Origin of the sequence: Kitasatospora cystarginea (genome assembly GCF_039533515.1) — a bacterium.
In the GTDB taxonomy this organism is placed as follows: Bacteria; Actinomycetota; Actinomycetes; order Streptomycetales; family Streptomycetaceae; genus Kitasatospora; species Kitasatospora cystarginea.
On the sequence record NZ_BAAATR010000048.1, the window covers coordinates 1 to 17,792 of the forward strand.

Below are 17,792 nucleotides of genomic sequence, written 5' to 3' on the forward strand. Positions count from 1 at the left end.
GGGAGCCGCCCCAGGTGACCACGATGCGGGGTCGCTCGGGCGGTGTGCGCAGTGCGGCGGGCAGTTGGGCGGGTCCGTTGTACGGGATGTAGCGCATGGGCTGGCGGACCACGTCGTCGGCGGGGACCTGCAGCGACGGCGGGCACGGATCCAACGTCACATCACCGAACGACCGCGCCATGTCGAGCCCGACCCGCCCGGCCAGCGAGGCGAAGACGTCCTTCTGGCGCTCCACGATCGAGGCGATGAAGTCAGGTCCCCACAGCAGCCGCAGCGCGGGCACCCCCAGGTCCCCGGCGAGGCCGGGGCCGAGGTAGGCCAGGGGTTCGTAGACCACGAAGTCCGGTCGCCACTGTTCGGCGAAACGGTAGGTGTCCTCGGCCATCGCCACCGCGCTTTCGGACGCCAGCCCCGTCCACCGGATGGCTCGTCGTTCGATCTCGGCGACGGACCGAGGGCTCTCGTCCTCGCGGTTCGGGCGCCAGTTGTCGAACGCGGCGGCGGCACGGGCCTTGAGGTCGATGTCGCTGCCGACGGGCAGGGCCGGCAGCCCCGCCTGGGTGATGGTGGGCGTGAAGGACGGATGGCTGGCCACCATCACCTCGTGGCCAGCGGCCCGCAGCGCCCAACCGAACGGCACCATCGGGTAGTAGTGCGAGCCCCAGGCCCACGTGATGAACAACGCACGCATCGGTCTTCCTCCTCAGGCCCCAGCTTGGGATCTATTACTGTTCGGCGGCCAGCTGTTCGAGCCGGGCGACGGCCTCGGCCGGTGCCGGCTGCCCGAGCATCTCCTCACGGAGCGCGCGCGCACGGGATCGGTATGACGCCGCGGTCAGGATCGCTTCGAGCCGTTTCGCGGCCTCGGACTCGCTGAACTGATCTGGTTGCAACGAGTCCGCGACCCCGGCCAGCACGATGCGCTCGGCCTGGAACATCTGGTCCGGTATTTGGGGGAAGACCAGCTGGGGGACACCGTGCAGCGCGGCGGTCAGCAGGGTGCCGTTGCCACCCTGGTGGATGATCGCGTCACAGCTCGGCAGGACCAGGTGCAGCGCGAGCGAGTCGACCACCTGGACGTTGGCCGGAACCTCCCCGAGCCTGTGCACATCCTGTTCGGCCAGGGCCATGACGACCTCGACCTCCATGGCCGACAGCGCCTGGACGAGCCGGGCCGGGACGAAGGTGTCGGGCCCCGTGAGGCGGCTGGTCGACGTTCCCCAGGTGACGCAGACACGTGGCAGGGCCGGCTTCTCCCTGAGCCAACCCGGCAGAACCGCGGGGCCGTTGTAGGGGACGTAGCGCACGGGGATGCGGCTCACGTCCGCGGGGATCTGGAGGGTCGGCGGGCACGGGTCGACGGTCGCGGCACCGAGGGCGTCCACCTCGTCGAGCCCGAGACGCTCGGCCATACTCCGGATCAGCCCGGGAACAATCTGCCGGGCCTGGTACGTGACGTCGATGCCGTGCACGTGCCGCACCGCGGGCACCCCGAGCATCGCCGCCACCAGCGGCCCGGCATAGGTGGTGGGGTCGTAGACGACCAGGTCCGGACGCCAGAACCGGGCGTAGCTGGCGAGATCGTCCAGCATGGCGTCGGAGTAGGCGGCGAAGGTGCCGAACACCCGACGGACCCGTCGGATGCGTTCCGGCTGCCAGGTGTCCATCGATGCACCCGCCGCGGGAACCCGTGGGACGGAGGAGAACGACAGGCCCGCCATCTGACGGCCGCGGACCTCGTCGTGGTCCAGATCGGGACCGACCGGCACGGCTGCGACGCCGGAGTCGGTGATCACGGGCGTGAGCCTGGGCTGACTCGCGACACGGACCTCATGACCCGCCGCCTGCAACGCCCAGGCCAGTGGGGCCAGCGGCATGTAGTGCGAGGGCCAGGCCCAACTGGTGAACAATACGCGCATCCTGAATCCTTACCTGGTCTCTCCGGGTTGAGATCCTGCGGGTTGACTCTCGGAGATCGTTCATGCTCCGGTGAATCGCGTCTCGGATGGTGCTGGTCGGCGTGTCCGCCGAAGTTCAGCGAGGCCCCAGCGCGGGCCGAGGGGGCGGGCGGGGGCGCAGCGGCGGGGAATCCGCACGGCGTGGAGTGGCGCTCTGCCAGGGCTTCAGAACCGGCGGTGATGATGCGGAAATCCAACGAAGGAGTCAGTCATGGAGCTTGGGGTCTTCCTTTCGCACGAGACCGCCTGTGAGGTTGCGGAGGAGGCCGAGTGGCTGGGGTACGGCATGGCCCTCGTACCGGAGGGGTTCCGTTCGGACGCCCCCAGCGTGCTCGGCGCCGTCGCGGCTCGAACGCGGCGGATCGGGTTGGCTTCCGGCGTGATGCAGGTTCCCGCCCGCACGCCGGTGATGAGCGCCCTCACCGCAGCAACCCTCGACAGCCTGTCCGGCGGGCGGTTCAGGCTCGGGCTCGGCGTCTCCAACCCCGATGTGTCCCTGGGCTGGTACGGCGTGCCCTTCACCGCGCCGCTGACCCGCCTGCGGGAGTACGTCGAGGTCGTGCGGATGGCGCTGCGCGGTGAACCGGTCCGTTACTCGGGGCGCCACCAGCAGCTGCCCCCTGCCGGGTCCGACGAGGCCGCGCACCTCGTGGCCGCACCCGTCCGCGCCGACATCCCCGTGTACCTGGCCGGGGTCGGCGCGCGCAGCCTGGAACTGGCAGGTGAGATCGCCGATGGCTGGATCGGGGTCTTCAGCCCGCCGGAGCGCATCGCCGAGGCGCTCGAACACGTCCGGAAGGTGCGAGGCGACCTCGACGGCTTCGAGGTGGTGCCCTCGGTCCCGATCGCCATCGCCGACGATCCGCGGGAGGCGGCCGATCGACTGCGCGGCTACTACGCCAACTTCGTCGGACTGGGCAGCAAGGAACGCGGCATCTACTTCGCCCTCGCGGTCGCGATGGGTTTCAAAGACGCGGCCGAGGAGATCCACGCCAGGTGCGCGGCCGGCGACCGGGCGGGGGCGGCGCGGGCGGTGCCGTTCGAGTTCATGGACCGGACCGGGCTGATCGGGCCCGTGGACCGGATCGCGTCCCGGATCGCCGAGTACGCCGAGGCGGGTGTCACCACGCTCGGCCTGACCGTTCTCGACCGCACGCTCGACGGACAGCTCGCGGTGGTACGCGGCGCGGCGGAGGGCCTGCGGCTGGCGGAGGTCAGGTGAGCCAGACCCCGTCGTCCATGATCACACGGTGCTCCAGCTCCGCCAGACTCCGCCAGGCGAGGATCCGCCGGGGAGTCAGGCGGACGCCCACGGCACCGGGAACCCGGGCCGGGTCCAGCGGCAGCCGGGCGTAGCGGGCCCGGACGTCGGCGGGGTCCTCGGCCGGTTCGGTCAGTTCGACCGTGCCGTCGACCAGGACGACGTCGGTTGCCGAGCCGAACGCCGCCCGCACGACGCCGTCGGCCAGCAGATTGCGGGCGGTGCGGGTGGCCCGGCGGGTGACCATGGTGATCACGCCACCGTCCCAGACGTAGGCGAGGGGGACCAGGTGCGGTCGCGGGCCGCCGCTGGCCAGCCAGAGGTGCCGCTCGTCGGCCAGCAGCCGCTCGGTGTCGGCGCGGCGCTGGGCGCGTGACCTCGGATTGGCGCCGCCGGGGCGGACGGGTCGGGCTTTGGACGCGGACATGTGGCCTCCGGGGTAGGACGGCCGACGGCGGCCCTGGGCTCGCCGTCGGCTGGGAAAGGGGTGGGCATCGGCGACGCCCGGGGGCGGACTCGGGCCCCGGGCGCGGCCGGGACCCGCGACGGCTACCAGGTCACCGGTATCGCGGTGAACCCCTCCAGCAGCGCGCCTTCGATCCGCTTCAGGTCGGTTGCGGGTACCGCGAGCCGAAGCGTCGGGAAGCGGTTCAGCAACGCCTCGGTGGCGATTCGCAGTTCGGCCCTGGCGAGGGCGGCGCCGATGCAGAAGTGGGGGCCCAGGCTGAAGGTGAGATGCGCGTTCTCGGACCTGGTGATGTCGAAGGACAGTGGGTCCGGGAACTGGCCGGGGTCCTGGTTGGCGCAGTCCGCTGCCGGGATGACGCTCATGCCCTTCTTGATCGTGCAGTTCTCCAGCTCGATGTCGTCGGTCGCGTACCGCAGCATCGACACCGAGGAACCGACGATCTTCCAGCGCAGCAGTTCCTCGATGGCGCTCGGCAGGAGCGAGGGGTCCTCGCGCAGCAGGCTGAGCTGGTCCGGATGACTGAGCAGCATGGCCACGCCGCCGCCGAGCTGGGTGGCAGTCGTCTCATAGCCCACGAGCAGCAACAGCCGGCACCACCACTGGAGTTCGTACTCGCTCAGCCGGCCTTCCTCGTCGTGTGCCCGGATCATGGCGCTCACCAGGTCGCCCCCGGGGTCCTGCCGACGGGCCTCGATGTGTGCGGCGATGTACCGACTCATGTCAGCCATCGACTTCTTGATCTCTTCGGCCGGGAACTGACTGACCGACAGGAACGTCGCGGTCCAGTGGCGGAACAGTGCCACGTCCTCATCGGGGACGCCCAGCAGCCTGCAGATGACCCGGACGGGCAACGGGAACGCCAGCGCCTCGTTCAGGTCGACGGGCCCACCGGTCCGCTCCATGTCGTCGATCAGCTCATCGGCGATCGCATGGATCTGCGGCTCCAGTTTCTTCACCCGCGTCGCGGTGAACGCCTTGGCGACCAGGCTGCGCACCCGCGTGTGCTCCGGCGGGTCGGGGTTGATGCGCGGGTCCTGGAACATGCTGTTGTTGCGGCTGATGCGGGCCGCGTCCGGGCGGCTGAGGTTGCGGCTGAGGCGGTCGTCGGTGAGCACCTGGCGCACGTCCCGGTACCGGGTCAGCAGCACGGCCTCGTCACCGCTCGGCAGCACCACGGGCAGCAGTGGATCGTCGTGGACCCCGGCGATCTGTTCCGGGATTCCCAGGGCCGTCGGCCGCGGGAACGGGTAAGGGAACGGTTCAGCCATGACACGGCCTTTCTGGATCTGGGCTCACCATGTGACGGGGACCTCGGTGAAGCCCTGGGTGAAGGCGTCCTCGGTACGGACCAGTTGGTCGACGGGCACGCCGAGCCGCAGGTTCGGGAACCGGTCCAGCACCGAGCCGAGCGCGATCTGCAGTTCGGCCCTGGCCAGCGAGGCGCCGACGCAGAAGTGCCGTCCGGCGCTGAAGGTGAGCTGCGGCGGGTCGTCGGAGCGGGTGATGTCGAAGCGTTCCGGGCAGCGGAAGGCCGCCGGGTCGTGGTTCGCGACCTCCAGGGCGGTGATCACGCTGGAGCCGCGCGGGATCGTCACACCGCCGACCTCGATGTCGTCGGTGACGTACCGCAGCATGGACAGCGACGTGCCCACCACCTGGCAACGCAACAGTTCCTCGACCGCTCCGGGCAGCAGCGCCGGGTCCTCCCGCAGCTTCGCCATCTGGTCGGGGTGGCTCGTCAGCATGACCACCGCGCTGCAGAGCTGGTTCGCGCTGGTCTCGTAGCCCGCCAGCAGCAGCATGGTGGACCACCAGTGCAGCTCCTGTGAGCTCAGGCGCCCGTCCTTCTCGTCGTGGACCTGGATCAGGGCGCTGATCAGGTCGTCGCCCGGGTTGGCGCGCTTTCGCTCGATCAGTTCCGCCATGTAGTCCCACGGCGGTGCGGTCCTCTGCGTGAACTGCTCGCGCTCGTCAGCGGGCACGCCCAGCAGCTCACAGATGACCTGGATGCTCAGCGGGAACGCGAACGCCTCGGCGAAGTCCGCCGGCTGGGGGCCTGCGGCCATCGCGTCGAGCAGGCCGCCCGTCAGTTCCCGGATTCGCGGCCGGAGATTCTCCACCCGGGCCGGTGTGAAGGCCCTGGCAATCAGACCACGCATGCGCGGGTGCGCGGGCGGATCCATGTCCACCTGGCTCTGGAATGCCTTGACCTTCTTGATCGTCATCCTGGCGATGTCGGGACGGTTTCGATTCTTGCTGACCCGCGGGTCGGTCAGGACCGCGCGAATGTCCTCGTACCGGGTGATCAGCAGCGCCTCGTCACCACTCGGCAGAATTACTTCGACGACCGGTTCGTCATGGAGGCCCGAGAACTCCTTCGGCTGCTCGAAGGGTGACGGCCACACGAACGGATAGGCATAGGGCTGGCCGGTCACAGACCGTCCTTTCGACGTATGGATAGACCACCCCACCCTGGGACAACAGGCTCGGAATCCGGTCTAGTCCATCTGGTGCCGATCTCACCGGTGACCGGTCCCAACTTCGCTGGACCAAGAGTTGACCAATCTCCCCAAGGCTGTAGTGGTCCTCCTCGGAGGAAACCGGAAAGGATCGCTGACATGACGCATCGGACGCTCATCGTCGCCCGGCTGGAACCGGTTCACAGGCCGCGAGTCGCCGAGCTGTTCGCCGATTCCGACAGGACCGAACTCCCCAATATCGTCGGCGTCAGCCGTCGTATGCTCTTCGGCTTTCACGATCTGTACTTCCATCTGATCGAAGCCGACTCAGAAATTGGCCCCGGGTTGGAAAGGGCACGCTCGACTTCGCTGTTCCAAGATCTCAACTTCGAATTGGCGAAGTGCGTGCGGCCGTACGACCCGGGTTGGCGCGAGCCCCGCGACGCGATGGCGCAGGTCTTCTACCAGTGGTCGGCGGGAGAGTCATCGTGAAGCCCATCCGCTGGGTCGACATCACCCCGAACCTGCGCAGGGGCGGCGACCTCCGAGCGGCCCTCGCATCCGCGGTTCCCGATGCGACGAGCGGGTTCCCCGACGTCCTGGCGTTCGGCCCCGAGCAGTTCGTGGCCGGGGCCGGCCGTCCTCGCGCCAAGGACTGCCGCTACGTCGTCCTGAAGCTCGGCCCCGAGGAGTTCGTGACCGAGCACTATCACCCCCACGCCGAGGAGTTCGTGTACGTCATGGAAGGCGAGATCGTGGTCCGGTTCGACGGCGAGCCCATGACCGTCGCCGCATGCGAAGGCCTGCGGATCCCGCCCGGGGTCCGGCACCGGGTCGAGAACCGGTCCGGACGTTCCGCCGAGTGCGTGATCTCCCTGGCGCCCCCCGCTCCGCACCAGGCTCTCGACCACGTCGACACCGAGACCCTTCCCCGGTCCGGGGAGCCCGCACGTGAGGCCGGAGCGCTCTGATGGCCGACCGGAAGGCGGTGATAACCGGTCTCGGGGTGGTCGCGCCCGGCGCCGTCGGTGTCCGCGCGTACTGGGACCTGCTCACGGCGGGCCGCACCGCGACCAGGTCACTCTCGCTGTTCGACGCCACCGGGTTCCGCTCCAGGGTCGCGGCCGAGTGCGACTTCGACCCGGCCCGAGCGGGGCTGGACGAGGAGCAGGTCGCGCGGCTGGACAGGGTGACGCAGTTCGCGCTGGCCTGCGCCCGCGAGGCTGTCGCCGACAGCGGACTCGATCTGGATGCCGTACGGCCCGAGCGGGTCGGTGTGGTGATCGGAAGCGCGGTCGGCTGCACGATGCGTCTGGAGGAGAATTACCTGAAGGTGAGCGACCACGGCCGTCTCTGGCAGGTCGATCAGCAGCGGGCGATCCCCGACCTGTACGACTACCTGGTACCGAGCTCGATCGCTGCCGAGGTGGCCTGGGAGTGCGGCGCCCAGGGCCATGTCGAGTGCCTGTCCACCGGCTGCACCTCGGGCCTGGACGCGGTCGGCAAGGCCGCTCAGCTCATCGAGGACGGCCTGGCCGACATCGTGATCGCCGGGGCCTCGGAGGCGCCGATTTCGCCGATCACCTCGGCCTGCTTCGACGCCATCAAGGCCACCAGCACCAACAACGACGACCCGGAACACGCCTCCCGCCCCTTCGACCGTGGCCGGAACGGGTTCGTGCTGGGCGAGGGTGCGGCCGTGCTGATCCTGGAGGAGGCGCGGGCCGCACGGAGCAGGGGTGCGCACAGCTACGGCAGCGTCCTCGGCTTCGCCAACCGCAGCAACGCGTACCACATGACGGGCCTGCGGCCGGACGGCCGTGAGATGGCCGAGGCCATCAGGGCCGCTCTCGATCTGGCCCGGGTGGACCGTACCGACGTCGACTACATCAACGCCCACGGCTCGGGCACCCGGCAGAACGACCGGCACGAGACGGCGGCCTTCAAGCGCAGCCTGGGCGAGCACGCCTACGCCGTACCGGTCAGCTCCATCAAGTCGATGATCGGGCACTCCCTGGGCGCGATCGGCGCCCTGGAGGCCGCCGCCTGCGCGCTCGTCCTGAAGCACCGGGTGGTGCCGCCCACGGCCAACCTCACCGATCCCGATCCCGAGTGCGATCTGGACTACGTGCCGCTCGTGGCACGTGAGCACCCGACCGACGTGGTACTGAGCGTCGGCAGCGGATTCGGCGGCTTCCAGACCGCACTGGTGCTGGGCCGCCCCGAAGCGGCGGAGGCGGTGTGATGCGGCCCGGTGTGGTGACGGGAATCGGCGTGGTCGCGCCCAACGGCATCGGCCACGAGGCGTACTGGGCGGAGCTGCTGAACGGCAAGAGCGGCATCGAGCCGATCGCGGACGGCGTCGCCGGTGTGGTCGAGGGGTTCGAGGCGTCGCGGTACATGCCCGCCCAGCTGGTCGTGCGGACCGACCGGTGGACGCAGTTCGGCATCGCCGCCACCGCCCTGGCGTTGCAGGACGCGGGCGTCGATCTGGAGACCGTGTCCGAGTACGAGATCGGCGTGGTCACCGGCAGCTCCTCGGGGGGCAACGAGTTCGGCCAGCGGGAGATCGGGAAGCTCTGGACCCAGGGCCCCGCACACGTCAGCGCCTACCAGTCGATCGCCTGGTTCTACGCGGCGACCACCGGCCAGCTCTCCATCAGGTACGGCGCGCGGGGCCCCAGCTGTGTCGTGGTCACCGAGCAGGCCGCCGGATTGGACGCGATGGCCCAGGCGCGCCGGGTGGTGAGGTCGGGCGCCCGGCTGGTGATGGCCGGGGGCACGGAGGCCCCGCTGTCCCCGTACGCCCTGGCCTGCCAGCGGGCGGGCGGCCGGATCTCGGCCGGCGCCGACACCGAGCGCGCGTTCCGGCCGTTCGACCGGCTGGCCGACGGGCATGTCCCCGGCGAGGGCGGTGCCATGTTCATCGTCGAGGACCGGCCAGCCGCGCACCGCAGGCCCTACGGGGTGGTCGCCGGGCACGCCTCGACCTTCGACCCCAGGCCCGGCAGTGGCGGCGAGCCGGGGCTGCGCCGGGGGATCGAGCTGGCACTTGCCGACGCAGCGCTCCCCCCGGAAGCCGTCGACGTGGTCTTCGCCGACGCGGCCGCCGTGCCCGAGCTGGATCGGCAGGAGGCGGCGGCGATCGAGGCGGTCTTCGGACCGTACGGCGTTCCGGTGACCGCGCCGAAGACCATGGTCGGTCGGCTCTACGCCGGGGGCGGTGCGCTCGACATCGCCACCGCCCTGCTGGCGATGCGGGATTCCGTGATCCCGCCGACGACCGGGGTTCTTGACGTGCCGGAGCAGTACCGGCTCGATCTGGTGCTGGAGCAGCCGCGGACCGCGCGGCTGCGGACGGCGCTGGTGCTGGCGCGCGGCCGCGGAGGCCACAACTCGGCCGTCGTTCTCACCGGCGAACTGCGATGAGCGGAGGGAAGAGTGGTGACAGCAATGACCGGTTTCACGCTCGCTGACCTGCGGGCCGTACTGCGGAAGGCCGCAGGGGACATCGACGTCGTGGACGGCGACAACATCGATGTGACGTTCGAGGAACTGGGGTTCGACTCGCTGGCGATGCTGGAGGTCGCCACGGTGCTCGACTCCCAGTACAAGGTGACGGCTCCCGACGGCGTCATCGAGGTGACCCGCACCCCCCGCGAGATCGTCGCCTTCGTCAACGGTGCGTCCGGCGCCGGCCACGTCGACAACAGCATCGTCATCGCGGCGCCGTACGACCTGGTCTGGGAGATGACCAACGACGTGGCGTCCTGGCCGGAGCTGTTCAGCGAGTACGCGTCGGCGGAGGTGCTGGAGCGCAGCGAGGACACCGTCAGCTTCCGGCTGACCACGGTGCCCGACGAGAACCACAACGTGTGGAGCTGGGTCTCCGAGCGGCGCATGGACCGGGACCTCGGCACGGTGCACGCGCACCGCGTGGAGACCGGGGCCTTCGAGTACATGAAGATCTTCTGGGCGTACCGCGAGACCCCGGACGGCGTGGAGATGAGGTGGGTCCAGGACTTCCACCTGAAGCCGGAGGCCCCGCTCGACGACGCGGCCATGCAGGACCGGATGAACCGCAACACGGCCGTCCAGATGGAGCGGATCAAGAAGCTGGTCGAGCAGCGGGCCGGTCGGGCCTGATGGGTACGGTGCTGGCCCCGGTCGCCGTCCTGACGAACGGCATCGCGGCGGGAATCATGGCCTCCACCGTCATCGGCATCGTGCCGATGATGCTGAGCCTGTCCTTTGAGCGCTATGTGCAGACGGTGCAGTTCCTGTGGCCGCGCTACGACCCGATCATGCCGCTGACGAACGGGTTCACCGCGGTGCTCGATCTGGTGCTCGCGTTCGTGGCCGAAGACAGTACGGCGCGGACCGGGTTCGCCGCCGCGGCCGTTCTGCTGCTGTGCGTCATGGCGATCTCCATCACCAAGAACGTGCCGGTCAACCGGTACGTCAAATCCCTGGACCCCGGCAACCAGCCCGCCGACTGGGCCAGCAGGGACCCCCGTCGGCGCTGGCGCAACTGGAACGCCACTCGTACGTCAATCGCACTGCTCGCATTCACAGTCAACATCCTGGCGACGGTGCGGCTCCGCTGAGCCCGTACCGCTCCCCAGGAGGGGAAGGCAGAACATGGAGATACCCCTTTCGGGAAAGCGCGTCCTGGTCACCGGCGGGACGCGGGGCATCGGCGCCGCCATCACCCTGGCGTTCGCCAGGGCCGGGGCCAACGTCCTGACCTGCTCGCGCACCGGCGGCGAGGCCGCCGACAGGCTGGCCCGCGAGCTCAAGGCCACGCCCGGTGAGCATCACATCGTCACCGCGGACGTCAGCAGGAGCGAGGATGTCGGGCACCTGATCGACGAGTGCCGGAGCAGGTTCGGCGGCCTCGACGTCATCGTGAACAACGCGGGCCGGATCACCCACGTCCCGATCAAGGATCTCGACCTGGCCGGTTGGCGCGAGATCCTCGACACCAACCTGACCTCAGCCTACGACGTCATCCACCGAGCCGTTCCGCTGCTCGGTCCTGGCGCCTCGATCATCAACGTCGGCTCCGGGTCGGCGCTGGCGGGCATCCACAACCGGGCGCACTACACCGCGGCCAAGGCCGGGCTGATCGGCCTGACCCGCTCGCTGAACAAGGAACTCGGCCCGCTCGGCATCCGGGTCAACGTGCTCTCGCCGGGTGTCGTCCAGACCGAGGTGGAGCTGTCGGAGGAGGTGACGTCGCGGTACCAGCAGATGACCGGGCTCAAGCGGTTGGGCACGCCGGAGGAACTGGCCAACGTGGTGCTCTTCCTCGCCAGCGACCTGGCGTCCTATGTGACCGGTGCCGTCGTCCCCGTCGACGGGGGCATCTGAGATGCCGGCCACCTCACTGTTCCGGGTGACCCTGCGGATGGACGTGGTGCCCGGCGCGGAGCAGCAGTTCGAGGAAGCCTGGCTGGCCGGTGCGGAGCGCATCGCCGACGAGCCGGGCAACGTCGGCCAGTGGCTCTCACAGGGCGAGCGGGACAACGCCTTCTACGTCGTCAGCGACTGGGTGAGCAGGGAGGCGTTCCTCGCGTACGAACGCAGCCCGCAGCACCTGGAGCACCGCAGGTCGCTCGATCCGCTGCGCACCGCCGGGGAGATGACGACCATGCGGACCCTGCACCGCCTGGACGGGAAGGGTGGCAACGGATGAAGGGCAGCGTAAGGGTCCTGGTCCATCTGCGGGTGCCGCCCGGCGAGGAGGCGCGCGTCGAGGACATCTACCACCGCATCAGCCGGGAACTCGACGGAACGCCGGGCCTGGTCCGCAACGAGCTGTTGCGCGGTTTCCACGCCCCGGACGAGTGGGCGGTCATGAGCGAGTGGCAGAACGCCGCCGCCTTCAGGGAGTGGGAGAGCGGGTCGGACCACCGCGATACGACTGCGCCCCTGCGGCCCTACCAGAATCGCGACCTCACGTCGGTGTTCGGCGTCTACGAGGTCGAGGCGGAGCACTGAAGCCGGCGGTGGGGACTGGAAGGGGTGAAAGGGATGAGCGGTCCGCGCCGGATCGATGTGCACCACCACGCGATCGTGCCGAAGATCTCCGCGCTCATGCGGGAGAGCGGTGCCCGGTTCGTGCTTCCGTGGTCCTTGGAGAGCACCTGGGAGGTGATGGACACCCACGGCATCGACCGGGCCGTGGTGTCCAATCCGATCCCCGGGGACCTGTTCACCGACGCCCGGCAGGCGGCGGCCTTCACCCTCCGGGCCAACGAGGCCGTCGCCGAACTGGCGGCCGACCATCCCGGCAGGTTCGGCCTGCTCGCCGCACTCCCGATGCCCTTCGTGGACGTCGCCCTCGACCACCTGCGCTATGTCTACGAGGAGCTCGGGGCCGACGGGGTCGTGCTGGTGCCGCACGCCGGTTCGAACTACCTGGGCGATGAGCTGTTCGAGCCGCTGCTGGCCGAGCTCGACCGTCGGCACGCGGTCGTCCTGGTACACCCGATGACGCTGCCGGGCGGGCCGGTCGAGGCCTCGCCTCCGGTGCTGGCCGACTTCCTGCTCGACACCACTCGGGGCGCTATCAGCCTGATCAGGTCCGGGGCGCTGGAGCGGTACCCGAACATCTCCTTCATCCTGGCGCACGGAGGCGGCTTCCTGCCGTACGCGGCCAGCCGGATCGAGGTGCTCGGCGAGGCGTTCTACGGTATCGACCCCGACCGGGTGCGGGCGGCCCTGCGCCGCTTCTACTACGACACCGCGCTGGTGGGCGAGTCCGCGCTGCCCTCACTGCTGGCGGTGGCCGGCCCGGAGCGGATCCTGTTCGGCACCGACTGGTGCGCGGCCCCGGCCGAGCCCGTAGCGGTCTGCGCACGGGCGCTCGACGGCGTCCCGGACGCCGTCCGCCGGATGATCGAGCGGGACAACGCGCTCGCGCTGTTCCCCGTCCCGGGACGCCCGGGGGCGGTCGACCCGGAACCGACTGCCGTCGGGTGACCGGAATTCAGCAGGGCCCGGCCCGTCGTCGTGGACGACGCGCCGGGCCCTGCGGCTTGTCCGGCCGTGTTCTCCCGGGCGGGCGTCCTGTGGACCAGGGGACGGAACGACCGCGGTTCCGCGGGGAGTTGCGCACGCCGCCGATGGACGGTGCCAGGTCGGTGTGGCGGGACGCGCGGGCCGGGCTCGCCCCCGCTCCAGTCGGCCGGACCACTGGGACTGGATCGCCTTTTGAGCCCCGGGCCCGATGCTCGGACCCGACAGCGCAGTGCTGAGATCCCTTCATGGAGGCATGGACATGCTGGCAGAACTACTCGCTCGCGGCGGCAGCGCACTGCTGGAGGGGTTCCCGCCGGACGGCCGCGAGTACTGGGCCGCGCGGTTCTGGGACCGTGCGGCAGCCGAGCAACACGTACAGCTCAGGTCGGAGTTCTTGACCCAGAAGGAGACGATCGCCGAGCTGCTCCGCAAGTACGGGCAGGACGCGAAGCAGGTCATCGAAGTCGCTTGCGGAACCGGCGAGTTCACCGCGATGGCCGCCAAGCTGACACCGGCCAGCGAGATCACCGCGATCGACATCTCCGCCGAGGGCCTAGCGCGTACGGCGAAGCGGGTGAAGCACGACAATCTCAAGCTCGTGGAAGGCGACTTCTGGGCCGACCACGACCTGGGACAGGCGGACCTGGTGCAGTGCCTGGACGCCATCCACCACCTGGGCGACCTCCGCCAGGTGCTGGTGAGGCTGCGGTCGTTGATGAAGCCCGGCGGCGTGTTCGTCGGCAACCTGTGGATCGGCGACAACTTCCACGAGTTCCAGCGCAAGCGCTACGGCACCGCGGCCCATCTGGTGCGCACGGCCTCGTTCTTCGGGACCGCCGTGATCATCCGGGCGTCCGCCGGACAGCTCAAGACCGGGGCCTACCGCACACAGCTCACCAAGAGCGAGGACGCCGTCGCCGTGCTCCGCGACGTCTTCGACGAGGTGGTGGAGGTCCGTAAGGAGCGCTACTTCATGGGCTTCGTCTGCCGGATGAACGACGGACCGCAGCAGTGATGATCCTGGTGACCGGCGGCGCCGGGTTCATCGGGCGCCGCGTGGTCGACAAGTACGTCGGGGCCGGCCACGAGGTGCGGGTGCTGGACGCGCTGCTGAGCGACACGCACCGGGAGCAGGTCCCGCCGCAGTTCCCCGACGCGGTGGAGTTCGTCCACGGCGATGTCCGCGACCAGGAGACCGTCGAGGCGGCGCTGCGCGGTGTCGAGCTGGTAAGCCACCACGCAGCCGTGATCGGCAGGGGGCGGGAGATCCTGGACGCCCGCCACCACGTGAGCTGCAACGACCTGGGGACGGCGAACCTTCTCGTCGCGATGACCGAGGCCGGGACGCGGCGGCTGGTGCTGGCCGGTTCGGTGGCGATCTACGGCGACAGCCAGTACGACTGCTCCGTGCACGGCCGGGTGCGGCCGTCGCGGCGCAGCCGCGCGGACCTGGACGCAGGTCGGTACGAGCCGCGCTGCCCGGAGTGCGGGAACGAGCTGGTGTCCAGCGCGGTGACCGAGTCCGATCCGCTCGATCCGCCGCGGAACATCTACGCGGTGACCAAGCTCGCCCAGGAGTACCTGGTGGGGGCCTGGGCGACCGAGACCGGGGGCCAGGCCGTCTCGCTGCGCTACCACAACGTGTACGGGCCCGACATTCCCTATCAGAGCCCCTACTCGGGCGTGGCGGCGGTCTACCGCAGCGCGGTCGCGCGCGGGGAGGCGCCCATCGTCTACGAGGACGGCGGCTCGATGCGCGACTTCGTGCACGTCGACGATGTGGCGGAGGCCAGCCTGGCGGCGCTGCGCTGGACGGGCAGCGGACACCGGGCGTTCAACGTCGCCAGCGGGACCCCGCACACGATCGGCGATGTCGCCGTCGCCCTCGCCGAAGCGGCGGGCTCCCCGATGCCGGTGCTCACCGGGAAGTACCGGCTCGGCGACGTCCGGCACATCGTGGCCTCACCTGCCCGGATCATGCGCGAGCTGGAGTGGCGGCCGCGGATCGGCTTCGAGGCGGGGATGGCGGAGTTCGCGACGGCCCCGATGAGCGGGGCGCCGTGATCGCCGTCCTGAGCGCGCTCGTGTTGGGAGCCAACGGAACCATGGCCGGCGTGCTGGTCGCGGTGGCGCTGGGGATCGTGCCCGCGTTCAAGGGCCTTTCCCCAACGCAGTACATCCAGGTGCACAGGCTCGTCGGGAGGCACTACGACCGGGTCATGCCACCGTTGGTGATCAGCTGCACCGTAGCCGACATCGTCCTGGCAGCCGTGGTCTCCGGCAGGGCGCGCATCGCCCTGTTCGTGGCCGCAGCCCTCGCCCAGCTGGGCGTGAGCCTGGTGTCCCAGTTCGCCAATGTCCCGATCAACAGAACAGTCAAGAACACCGAGCCGCAGTCCATCGGTGATGACTGGGACGACCCCCGGGCACGCTGGGCAAACTGGCATCTGACACGCACCGTGCTGGCGCTGTGTGCTGTGGCGGCGAACACCGCCGGTGTGGCGACTCTCCGGTAACAGCACATCCGTTCCCAAGTCTGCAAGGAAGTGACCATGACCGAGTTAGCCGTGCCGTCGCAGGCCCCCGCCTCTGCAGCGGTCAAGCGCCTGGCGAACGGGTTCTGCCACGCGAAGCTGCTGCTGGCCGCCAACGAGCTCAGCGTCTTCGCGGATCTGCATCAGCACGGTCCGTCGACCGAGGCCGAACTCGCCGGACGCCTGGGCCTGAACCGTCGCGGGACCCGTGAACTCCTGCACGGACTGGTCCTGTTGGAGCTGCTGGAACTGCGGGACGGTCGCTATGCCAACAGCGCGACCGCGTCCGCCACCCTGGTACCCGGTGGAGCCGACTACGTCGGTGGCTTCCTGCGCCGTGCGGACCACATGCTGTATCCCGCGTGGCAGAACCTCGCCCAGGCCCTGGCCTCCGGTGAGCCACAGGCTGCCGGCGCCGGCCAGGAGGCGTTCCGGGCCATGCTGGACGACCCTCGGCAACGCGATCAGTACCTCCAGATGATGGACTCGGCCAACGGGCTCATCGCGGGCCACCTGGCCGACGCCTTCGAGTGGAACTCCCACCAGCACGTCGCCGACATCGGCGGATGCCGGGGAAACCTCGTCGCACAGCTGGCCATTCGTCACCCGCACCTCCGGGCCACGGTGTTCGACCTCCCCGAGCTGGCGTCATCGTGCGCCGACCACGCCGCCGAACTCGGTGTCACCGAACGTGTCCGGTTCCACGCCGGTGACTTCTTCACCGACCTGCTGCCACGCGCCGACGTCCTCATCCTCGGCCACGTCCTGCACAACTGGTCCGTCGAACAACGGGAGTTCCTGGTCCGCAAGGCGTACGAGGCTGTCAATCCGGGTGGAGCGCTGCTGATCTACGACGCCATGCTCAGCGATGAGCCCACCGATCTGGCGCGCATCCTCATCAGTCTCAACATGCTTCTGGTGACTGAGGAGGGCTCCGAGTACACCGTTGGCGAGGGCAGCCAGTGGCTCGCTGCGGCAGGCTGCGCCGACATCCGGGCCCAGCCGCTCGGCCACAGCGACACACTGCTCGTCGGCCGCAAACCGACCGTCTGAGAACCTGCCGCCCGAGGAACGGAGCGCCATGATCGCGGTGTACTGCTCCCAACCGAATGCCGCCGACCCGCTGGCCGCCGCAGTGGTCGGCGAACACCGCCCGCCGTCGCCCGCCGTCGGATGGACGACCGTCAGAATGCTCACGGCGTCGTTGAACATGCGGGAGATCACGGTGCTGAGCGGGCGCGCGGGTGCCCGCCAGCGCTATCCCGTGATCCTCGGCAGCGACGGCTGCGGCGTGCTCGACGACGGCACCGAGGTCGTCGTGCATTCATCGGTCATGTCCCCCGGCTGGACGGGACCGGAGAATCTGGATCCGGGGCGCACGGTGCTCTCCGAACAGCACCAGGGCACCTTTGCGGAGATCGCGGTCGTTCCGCGCCGCAACGCGCTCCCGAAACCGCCCGAACTGTCCGCCGTCGACGCGGCCTGCCTCTCCACCGCGTGGCTGACCGCCTACCGCATGCTGTTCGTCACCGCCGCCGTCGAACCTGGGCAGACTGTCGTGGTCCACGGCAGGCGCCGCCTGGGTACCATCGCCTCCGCCGCGATCGCGCTCGCGAACGCGGCGGGGGTACGCGTCTGGGTCGTCGGCGAGCCCGACGACCGCGAGTTGGCGCTCCGGCTCGGCGCGGATGCCCTCTTCAGCGGGTCGCACCTGCTGCCCCAACCCGTGGACGCCGTTATGGACGCCTCGATCAGCGGGTCGGGCTGGATGGGATCCGTCGACAGCGTGCGGCCCAACGGGGCGATCGTCTGCGCGGGATACCGGGACAGCGGCGACCTGGGGCCGACCGGCGCCGGCAGCCTCGTACGGGACTTCATCTTCCGGGAGGTCCGGTTGCTGGGCTCGGGCATGGGGACGGCCGAGGATCTCACGAGTCTGATGAGTTTTCTCGTCGCCACCGGTCTGCGTCCGACTGTTGCCGATCTGCTCGACATGCGCGATGTCAGGCGAGGCATGCGGGCCATGCTGTCCGGCACCGTGACCGGAAAGATCGTCTTCCGGTTCTCGTGACGGGTGCGGCACCG

Annotated in this window: 21 protein-coding genes and 1 pseudogene; 17 read left to right on the top strand and 5 right to left on the bottom strand. The window is 69.8% G+C overall.

Annotated features, from left to right (window positions below; genetic code table 11):
• Both ABD369_RS34470 and ABD369_RS34475 read right to left on the bottom strand, forming a co-directional pair.
• A partial coding sequence (locus ABD369_RS34470; protein ID WP_486327333.1) for a glycosyltransferase family protein occupies positions 1-691 on the bottom strand: 691 nt, incomplete at its 3' end.
• A 34-nt stretch (positions 692-725) separates the two neighbouring features.
• Positions 726-1,919: a nucleotide disphospho-sugar-binding domain-containing protein gene (locus ABD369_RS34475; protein ID WP_344640570.1), complete on the bottom strand. Its 1,194-nt coding sequence runs from the start codon at positions 1,917-1,919 to the stop codon at positions 726-728.
• 250 nt (positions 1,920-2,169) lie between these two features.
• On the opposite strand from ABD369_RS34475, the gene ABD369_RS34480 reads away from it, so the two are divergent.
• On the top strand, positions 2,170-3,180 hold the full coding sequence (locus ABD369_RS34480) for an LLM class flavin-dependent oxidoreductase (RefSeq protein ID WP_344640571.1): 1,011 nt from the start codon (positions 2,170-2,172) through the stop codon (positions 3,178-3,180).
• Here ABD369_RS34480 and ABD369_RS34485 read toward each other — a convergent pair.
• From ABD369_RS34485 to ABD369_RS34495, 3 genes are all read right to left on the bottom strand, one after another.
• The gene (locus ABD369_RS34485; protein ID WP_344640572.1) at positions 3,173-3,646 is read right to left on the bottom strand and encodes a pyridoxamine 5'-phosphate oxidase family protein; all 474 of its coding nucleotides are present in this window, start codon (positions 3,644-3,646) and stop codon (positions 3,173-3,175) included. The genes ABD369_RS34480 and ABD369_RS34485 overlap by 8 nt on opposite strands.
• 122 nt (positions 3,647-3,768) lie before the next feature.
• Positions 3,769-4,956, bottom strand: coding sequence for a cytochrome P450 (locus ABD369_RS34490; protein ID WP_344640573.1), 1,188 nt, complete (start codon positions 4,954-4,956; stop codon positions 3,769-3,771).
• Between the two features lie 24 nt (positions 4,957-4,980).
• Positions 4,981-6,123: a cytochrome P450 gene (locus ABD369_RS34495; protein ID WP_344640574.1), complete on the bottom strand. Its 1,143-nt coding sequence runs from the start codon at positions 6,121-6,123 to the stop codon at positions 4,981-4,983.
• A 183-nt stretch (positions 6,124-6,306) separates the two neighbouring features.
• Here ABD369_RS34495 and ABD369_RS34500 point away from each other — a divergent pair, with 183 nt between their 5' ends.
• The 16 genes and pseudogenes from ABD369_RS34500 to ABD369_RS34575 all read left to right on the top strand — a co-directional run bounded on the left by ABD369_RS34500 (position 6,307) and on the right by ABD369_RS34575 (position 17,778).
• Positions 6,307-6,639 (top strand): TcmI family type II polyketide cyclase, encoded by a 333-nt coding sequence (locus ABD369_RS34500; protein WP_344640575.1) that lies wholly within the window; start codon positions 6,307-6,309, stop codon positions 6,637-6,639.
• Positions 6,636-7,118 (top strand): cupin domain-containing protein, encoded by a 483-nt coding sequence (locus ABD369_RS34505; RefSeq protein ID WP_344640576.1) that lies wholly within the window; start codon positions 6,636-6,638, stop codon positions 7,116-7,118. Before ABD369_RS34500 ends, ABD369_RS34505 begins: the two co-directional genes overlap by 4 nt.
• A complete protein-coding gene (locus ABD369_RS34510) occupies positions 7,118-8,392 on the top strand; it encodes a beta-ketoacyl-[acyl-carrier-protein] synthase family protein (RefSeq protein WP_344640577.1) in 1,275 nt (424 codons plus the stop codon). The genes ABD369_RS34505 and ABD369_RS34510 overlap by 1 nt, the downstream gene beginning before the upstream one ends.
• The gene (locus ABD369_RS34515) at positions 8,392-9,576 is read left to right on the top strand and encodes a ketosynthase chain-length factor (protein WP_344640578.1); all 1,185 of its coding nucleotides are present in this window, start codon (positions 8,392-8,394) and stop codon (positions 9,574-9,576) included. Before ABD369_RS34510 ends, ABD369_RS34515 begins: the two co-directional genes overlap by 1 nt.
• A 24-nt stretch (positions 9,577-9,600) precedes the next feature.
• Positions 9,601-9,813, top strand: a pseudogene (locus tag ABD369_RS34520) (acyl carrier protein); the annotation flags it as partial.
• Positions 9,811-10,293, top strand: coding sequence for an SRPBCC family protein (locus ABD369_RS34525; protein WP_344640621.1), 483 nt, complete (start codon positions 9,811-9,813; stop codon positions 10,291-10,293). The pseudogene ABD369_RS34520 and the gene ABD369_RS34525, both read left to right, overlap by 3 nt.
• The gene (locus ABD369_RS34530) at positions 10,293-10,754 is read left to right on the top strand and encodes an anthrone oxygenase family protein (protein ID WP_344640579.1); all 462 of its coding nucleotides are present in this window, start codon (positions 10,293-10,295) and stop codon (positions 10,752-10,754) included. The genes ABD369_RS34525 and ABD369_RS34530 overlap by 1 nt, the downstream gene beginning before the upstream one ends.
• A 34-nt stretch (positions 10,755-10,788) precedes the next feature.
• Positions 10,789-11,520, top strand: a complete 732-nt coding sequence (locus ABD369_RS34535; RefSeq protein WP_344640580.1) for an SDR family NAD(P)-dependent oxidoreductase — start codon at positions 10,789-10,791, stop codon at positions 11,518-11,520.
• 1 nt (position 11,521) lies between these two features.
• Positions 11,522-11,845: an antibiotic biosynthesis monooxygenase family protein gene (locus tag ABD369_RS34540; RefSeq protein WP_344640581.1), complete on the top strand. Its 324-nt coding sequence runs from the start codon at positions 11,522-11,524 to the stop codon at positions 11,843-11,845.
• Complete coding sequence (locus tag ABD369_RS34545) at positions 11,842-12,150, top strand: antibiotic biosynthesis monooxygenase family protein (RefSeq protein ID WP_344640582.1); 309 nt, start codon at positions 11,842-11,844, stop codon at positions 12,148-12,150. The genes ABD369_RS34540 and ABD369_RS34545 overlap by 4 nt, the downstream gene beginning before the upstream one ends.
• Positions 12,151-12,183: 33 nt before the next feature.
• Positions 12,184-13,134, top strand: a complete 951-nt coding sequence (locus ABD369_RS34550; RefSeq protein ID WP_344640583.1) for an amidohydrolase family protein — start codon at positions 12,184-12,186, stop codon at positions 13,132-13,134.
• A gap of 292 nt (positions 13,135-13,426) precedes the next feature.
• On the top strand, positions 13,427-14,188 hold the full coding sequence (locus ABD369_RS34555) for a class I SAM-dependent methyltransferase (protein WP_344640584.1): 762 nt from the start codon (positions 13,427-13,429) through the stop codon (positions 14,186-14,188).
• On the top strand, positions 14,185-15,237 hold the full coding sequence (locus ABD369_RS34560; RefSeq protein ID WP_344640585.1) for an NAD-dependent epimerase/dehydratase family protein: 1,053 nt from the start codon (positions 14,185-14,187) through the stop codon (positions 15,235-15,237). The genes ABD369_RS34555 and ABD369_RS34560 overlap by 4 nt, the downstream gene beginning before the upstream one ends.
• The gene (locus tag ABD369_RS34565; protein WP_344640586.1) at positions 15,234-15,689 is read left to right on the top strand and encodes an anthrone oxygenase family protein; all 456 of its coding nucleotides are present in this window, start codon (positions 15,234-15,236) and stop codon (positions 15,687-15,689) included. The genes ABD369_RS34560 and ABD369_RS34565 overlap by 4 nt, the downstream gene beginning before the upstream one ends.
• Positions 15,690-15,725: 36 nt before the next feature.
• Positions 15,726-16,760 carry a methyltransferase gene (locus tag ABD369_RS34570; RefSeq protein WP_344640587.1) on the top strand — a complete coding sequence of 345 codons (1,035 nt, stop codon included), beginning with the start codon at positions 15,726-15,728 and terminating at the stop codon, positions 16,758-16,760.
• 28 nt (positions 16,761-16,788) lie between these two features.
• A complete protein-coding gene (locus tag ABD369_RS34575) occupies positions 16,789-17,778 on the top strand; it encodes a quinone oxidoreductase family protein (RefSeq protein ID WP_344640588.1) in 990 nt (329 codons plus the stop codon).
• The last annotated feature ends 14 nt before the right edge of the window (positions 17,779-17,792 follow it).

Coding starts and splice junctions, on each gene's coding strand:
- ABD369_RS34480 (WP_344640571.1), top strand. CDS start 2,170: ATGGAGCTTGGGGTCTTCCTTTCGCACGAGACCGCCTGTGAGGTTGCG.
- ABD369_RS34550 (WP_344640583.1), top strand. CDS start 12,184: ATGAGCGGTCCGCGCCGGATCGATGTGCACCACCACGCGATCGTGCCG.
- ABD369_RS34485 (WP_344640572.1), bottom strand. CDS start 3,646: ATGTCCGCGTCCAAAGCCCGACCCGTCCGCCCCGGCGGCGCCAATCCG.
- ABD369_RS34555 (WP_344640584.1), top strand. CDS start 13,427: ATGGACATGCTGGCAGAACTACTCGCTCGCGGCGGCAGCGCACTGCTG.
- ABD369_RS34490 (WP_344640573.1), bottom strand. CDS start 4,956: ATGGCTGAACCGTTCCCTTACCCGTTCCCGCGGCCGACGGCCCTGGGA.
- ABD369_RS34510 (WP_344640577.1), top strand. CDS start 7,118: ATGGCCGACCGGAAGGCGGTGATAACCGGTCTCGGGGTGGTCGCGCCC.
- ABD369_RS34570 (WP_344640587.1), top strand. CDS start 15,726: ATGACCGAGTTAGCCGTGCCGTCGCAGGCCCCCGCCTCTGCAGCGGTC.
- ABD369_RS34530 (WP_344640579.1), top strand. CDS start 10,293: ATGGGTACGGTGCTGGCCCCGGTCGCCGTCCTGACGAACGGCATCGCG.
- ABD369_RS34575 (WP_344640588.1), top strand. CDS start 16,789: ATGATCGCGGTGTACTGCTCCCAACCGAATGCCGCCGACCCGCTGGCC.
- ABD369_RS34500 (WP_344640575.1), top strand. CDS start 6,307: ATGACGCATCGGACGCTCATCGTCGCCCGGCTGGAACCGGTTCACAGG.
- ABD369_RS34535 (WP_344640580.1), top strand. CDS start 10,789: ATGGAGATACCCCTTTCGGGAAAGCGCGTCCTGGTCACCGGCGGGACG.
- ABD369_RS34515 (WP_344640578.1), top strand. CDS start 8,392: ATGCGGCCCGGTGTGGTGACGGGAATCGGCGTGGTCGCGCCCAACGGC.
- ABD369_RS34475 (WP_344640570.1), bottom strand. CDS start 1,919: ATGCGCGTATTGTTCACCAGTTGGGCCTGGCCCTCGCACTACATGCCG.
- ABD369_RS34545 (WP_344640582.1), top strand. CDS start 11,842: ATGAAGGGCAGCGTAAGGGTCCTGGTCCATCTGCGGGTGCCGCCCGGC.
- ABD369_RS34540 (WP_344640581.1), top strand. CDS start 11,522: ATGCCGGCCACCTCACTGTTCCGGGTGACCCTGCGGATGGACGTGGTG.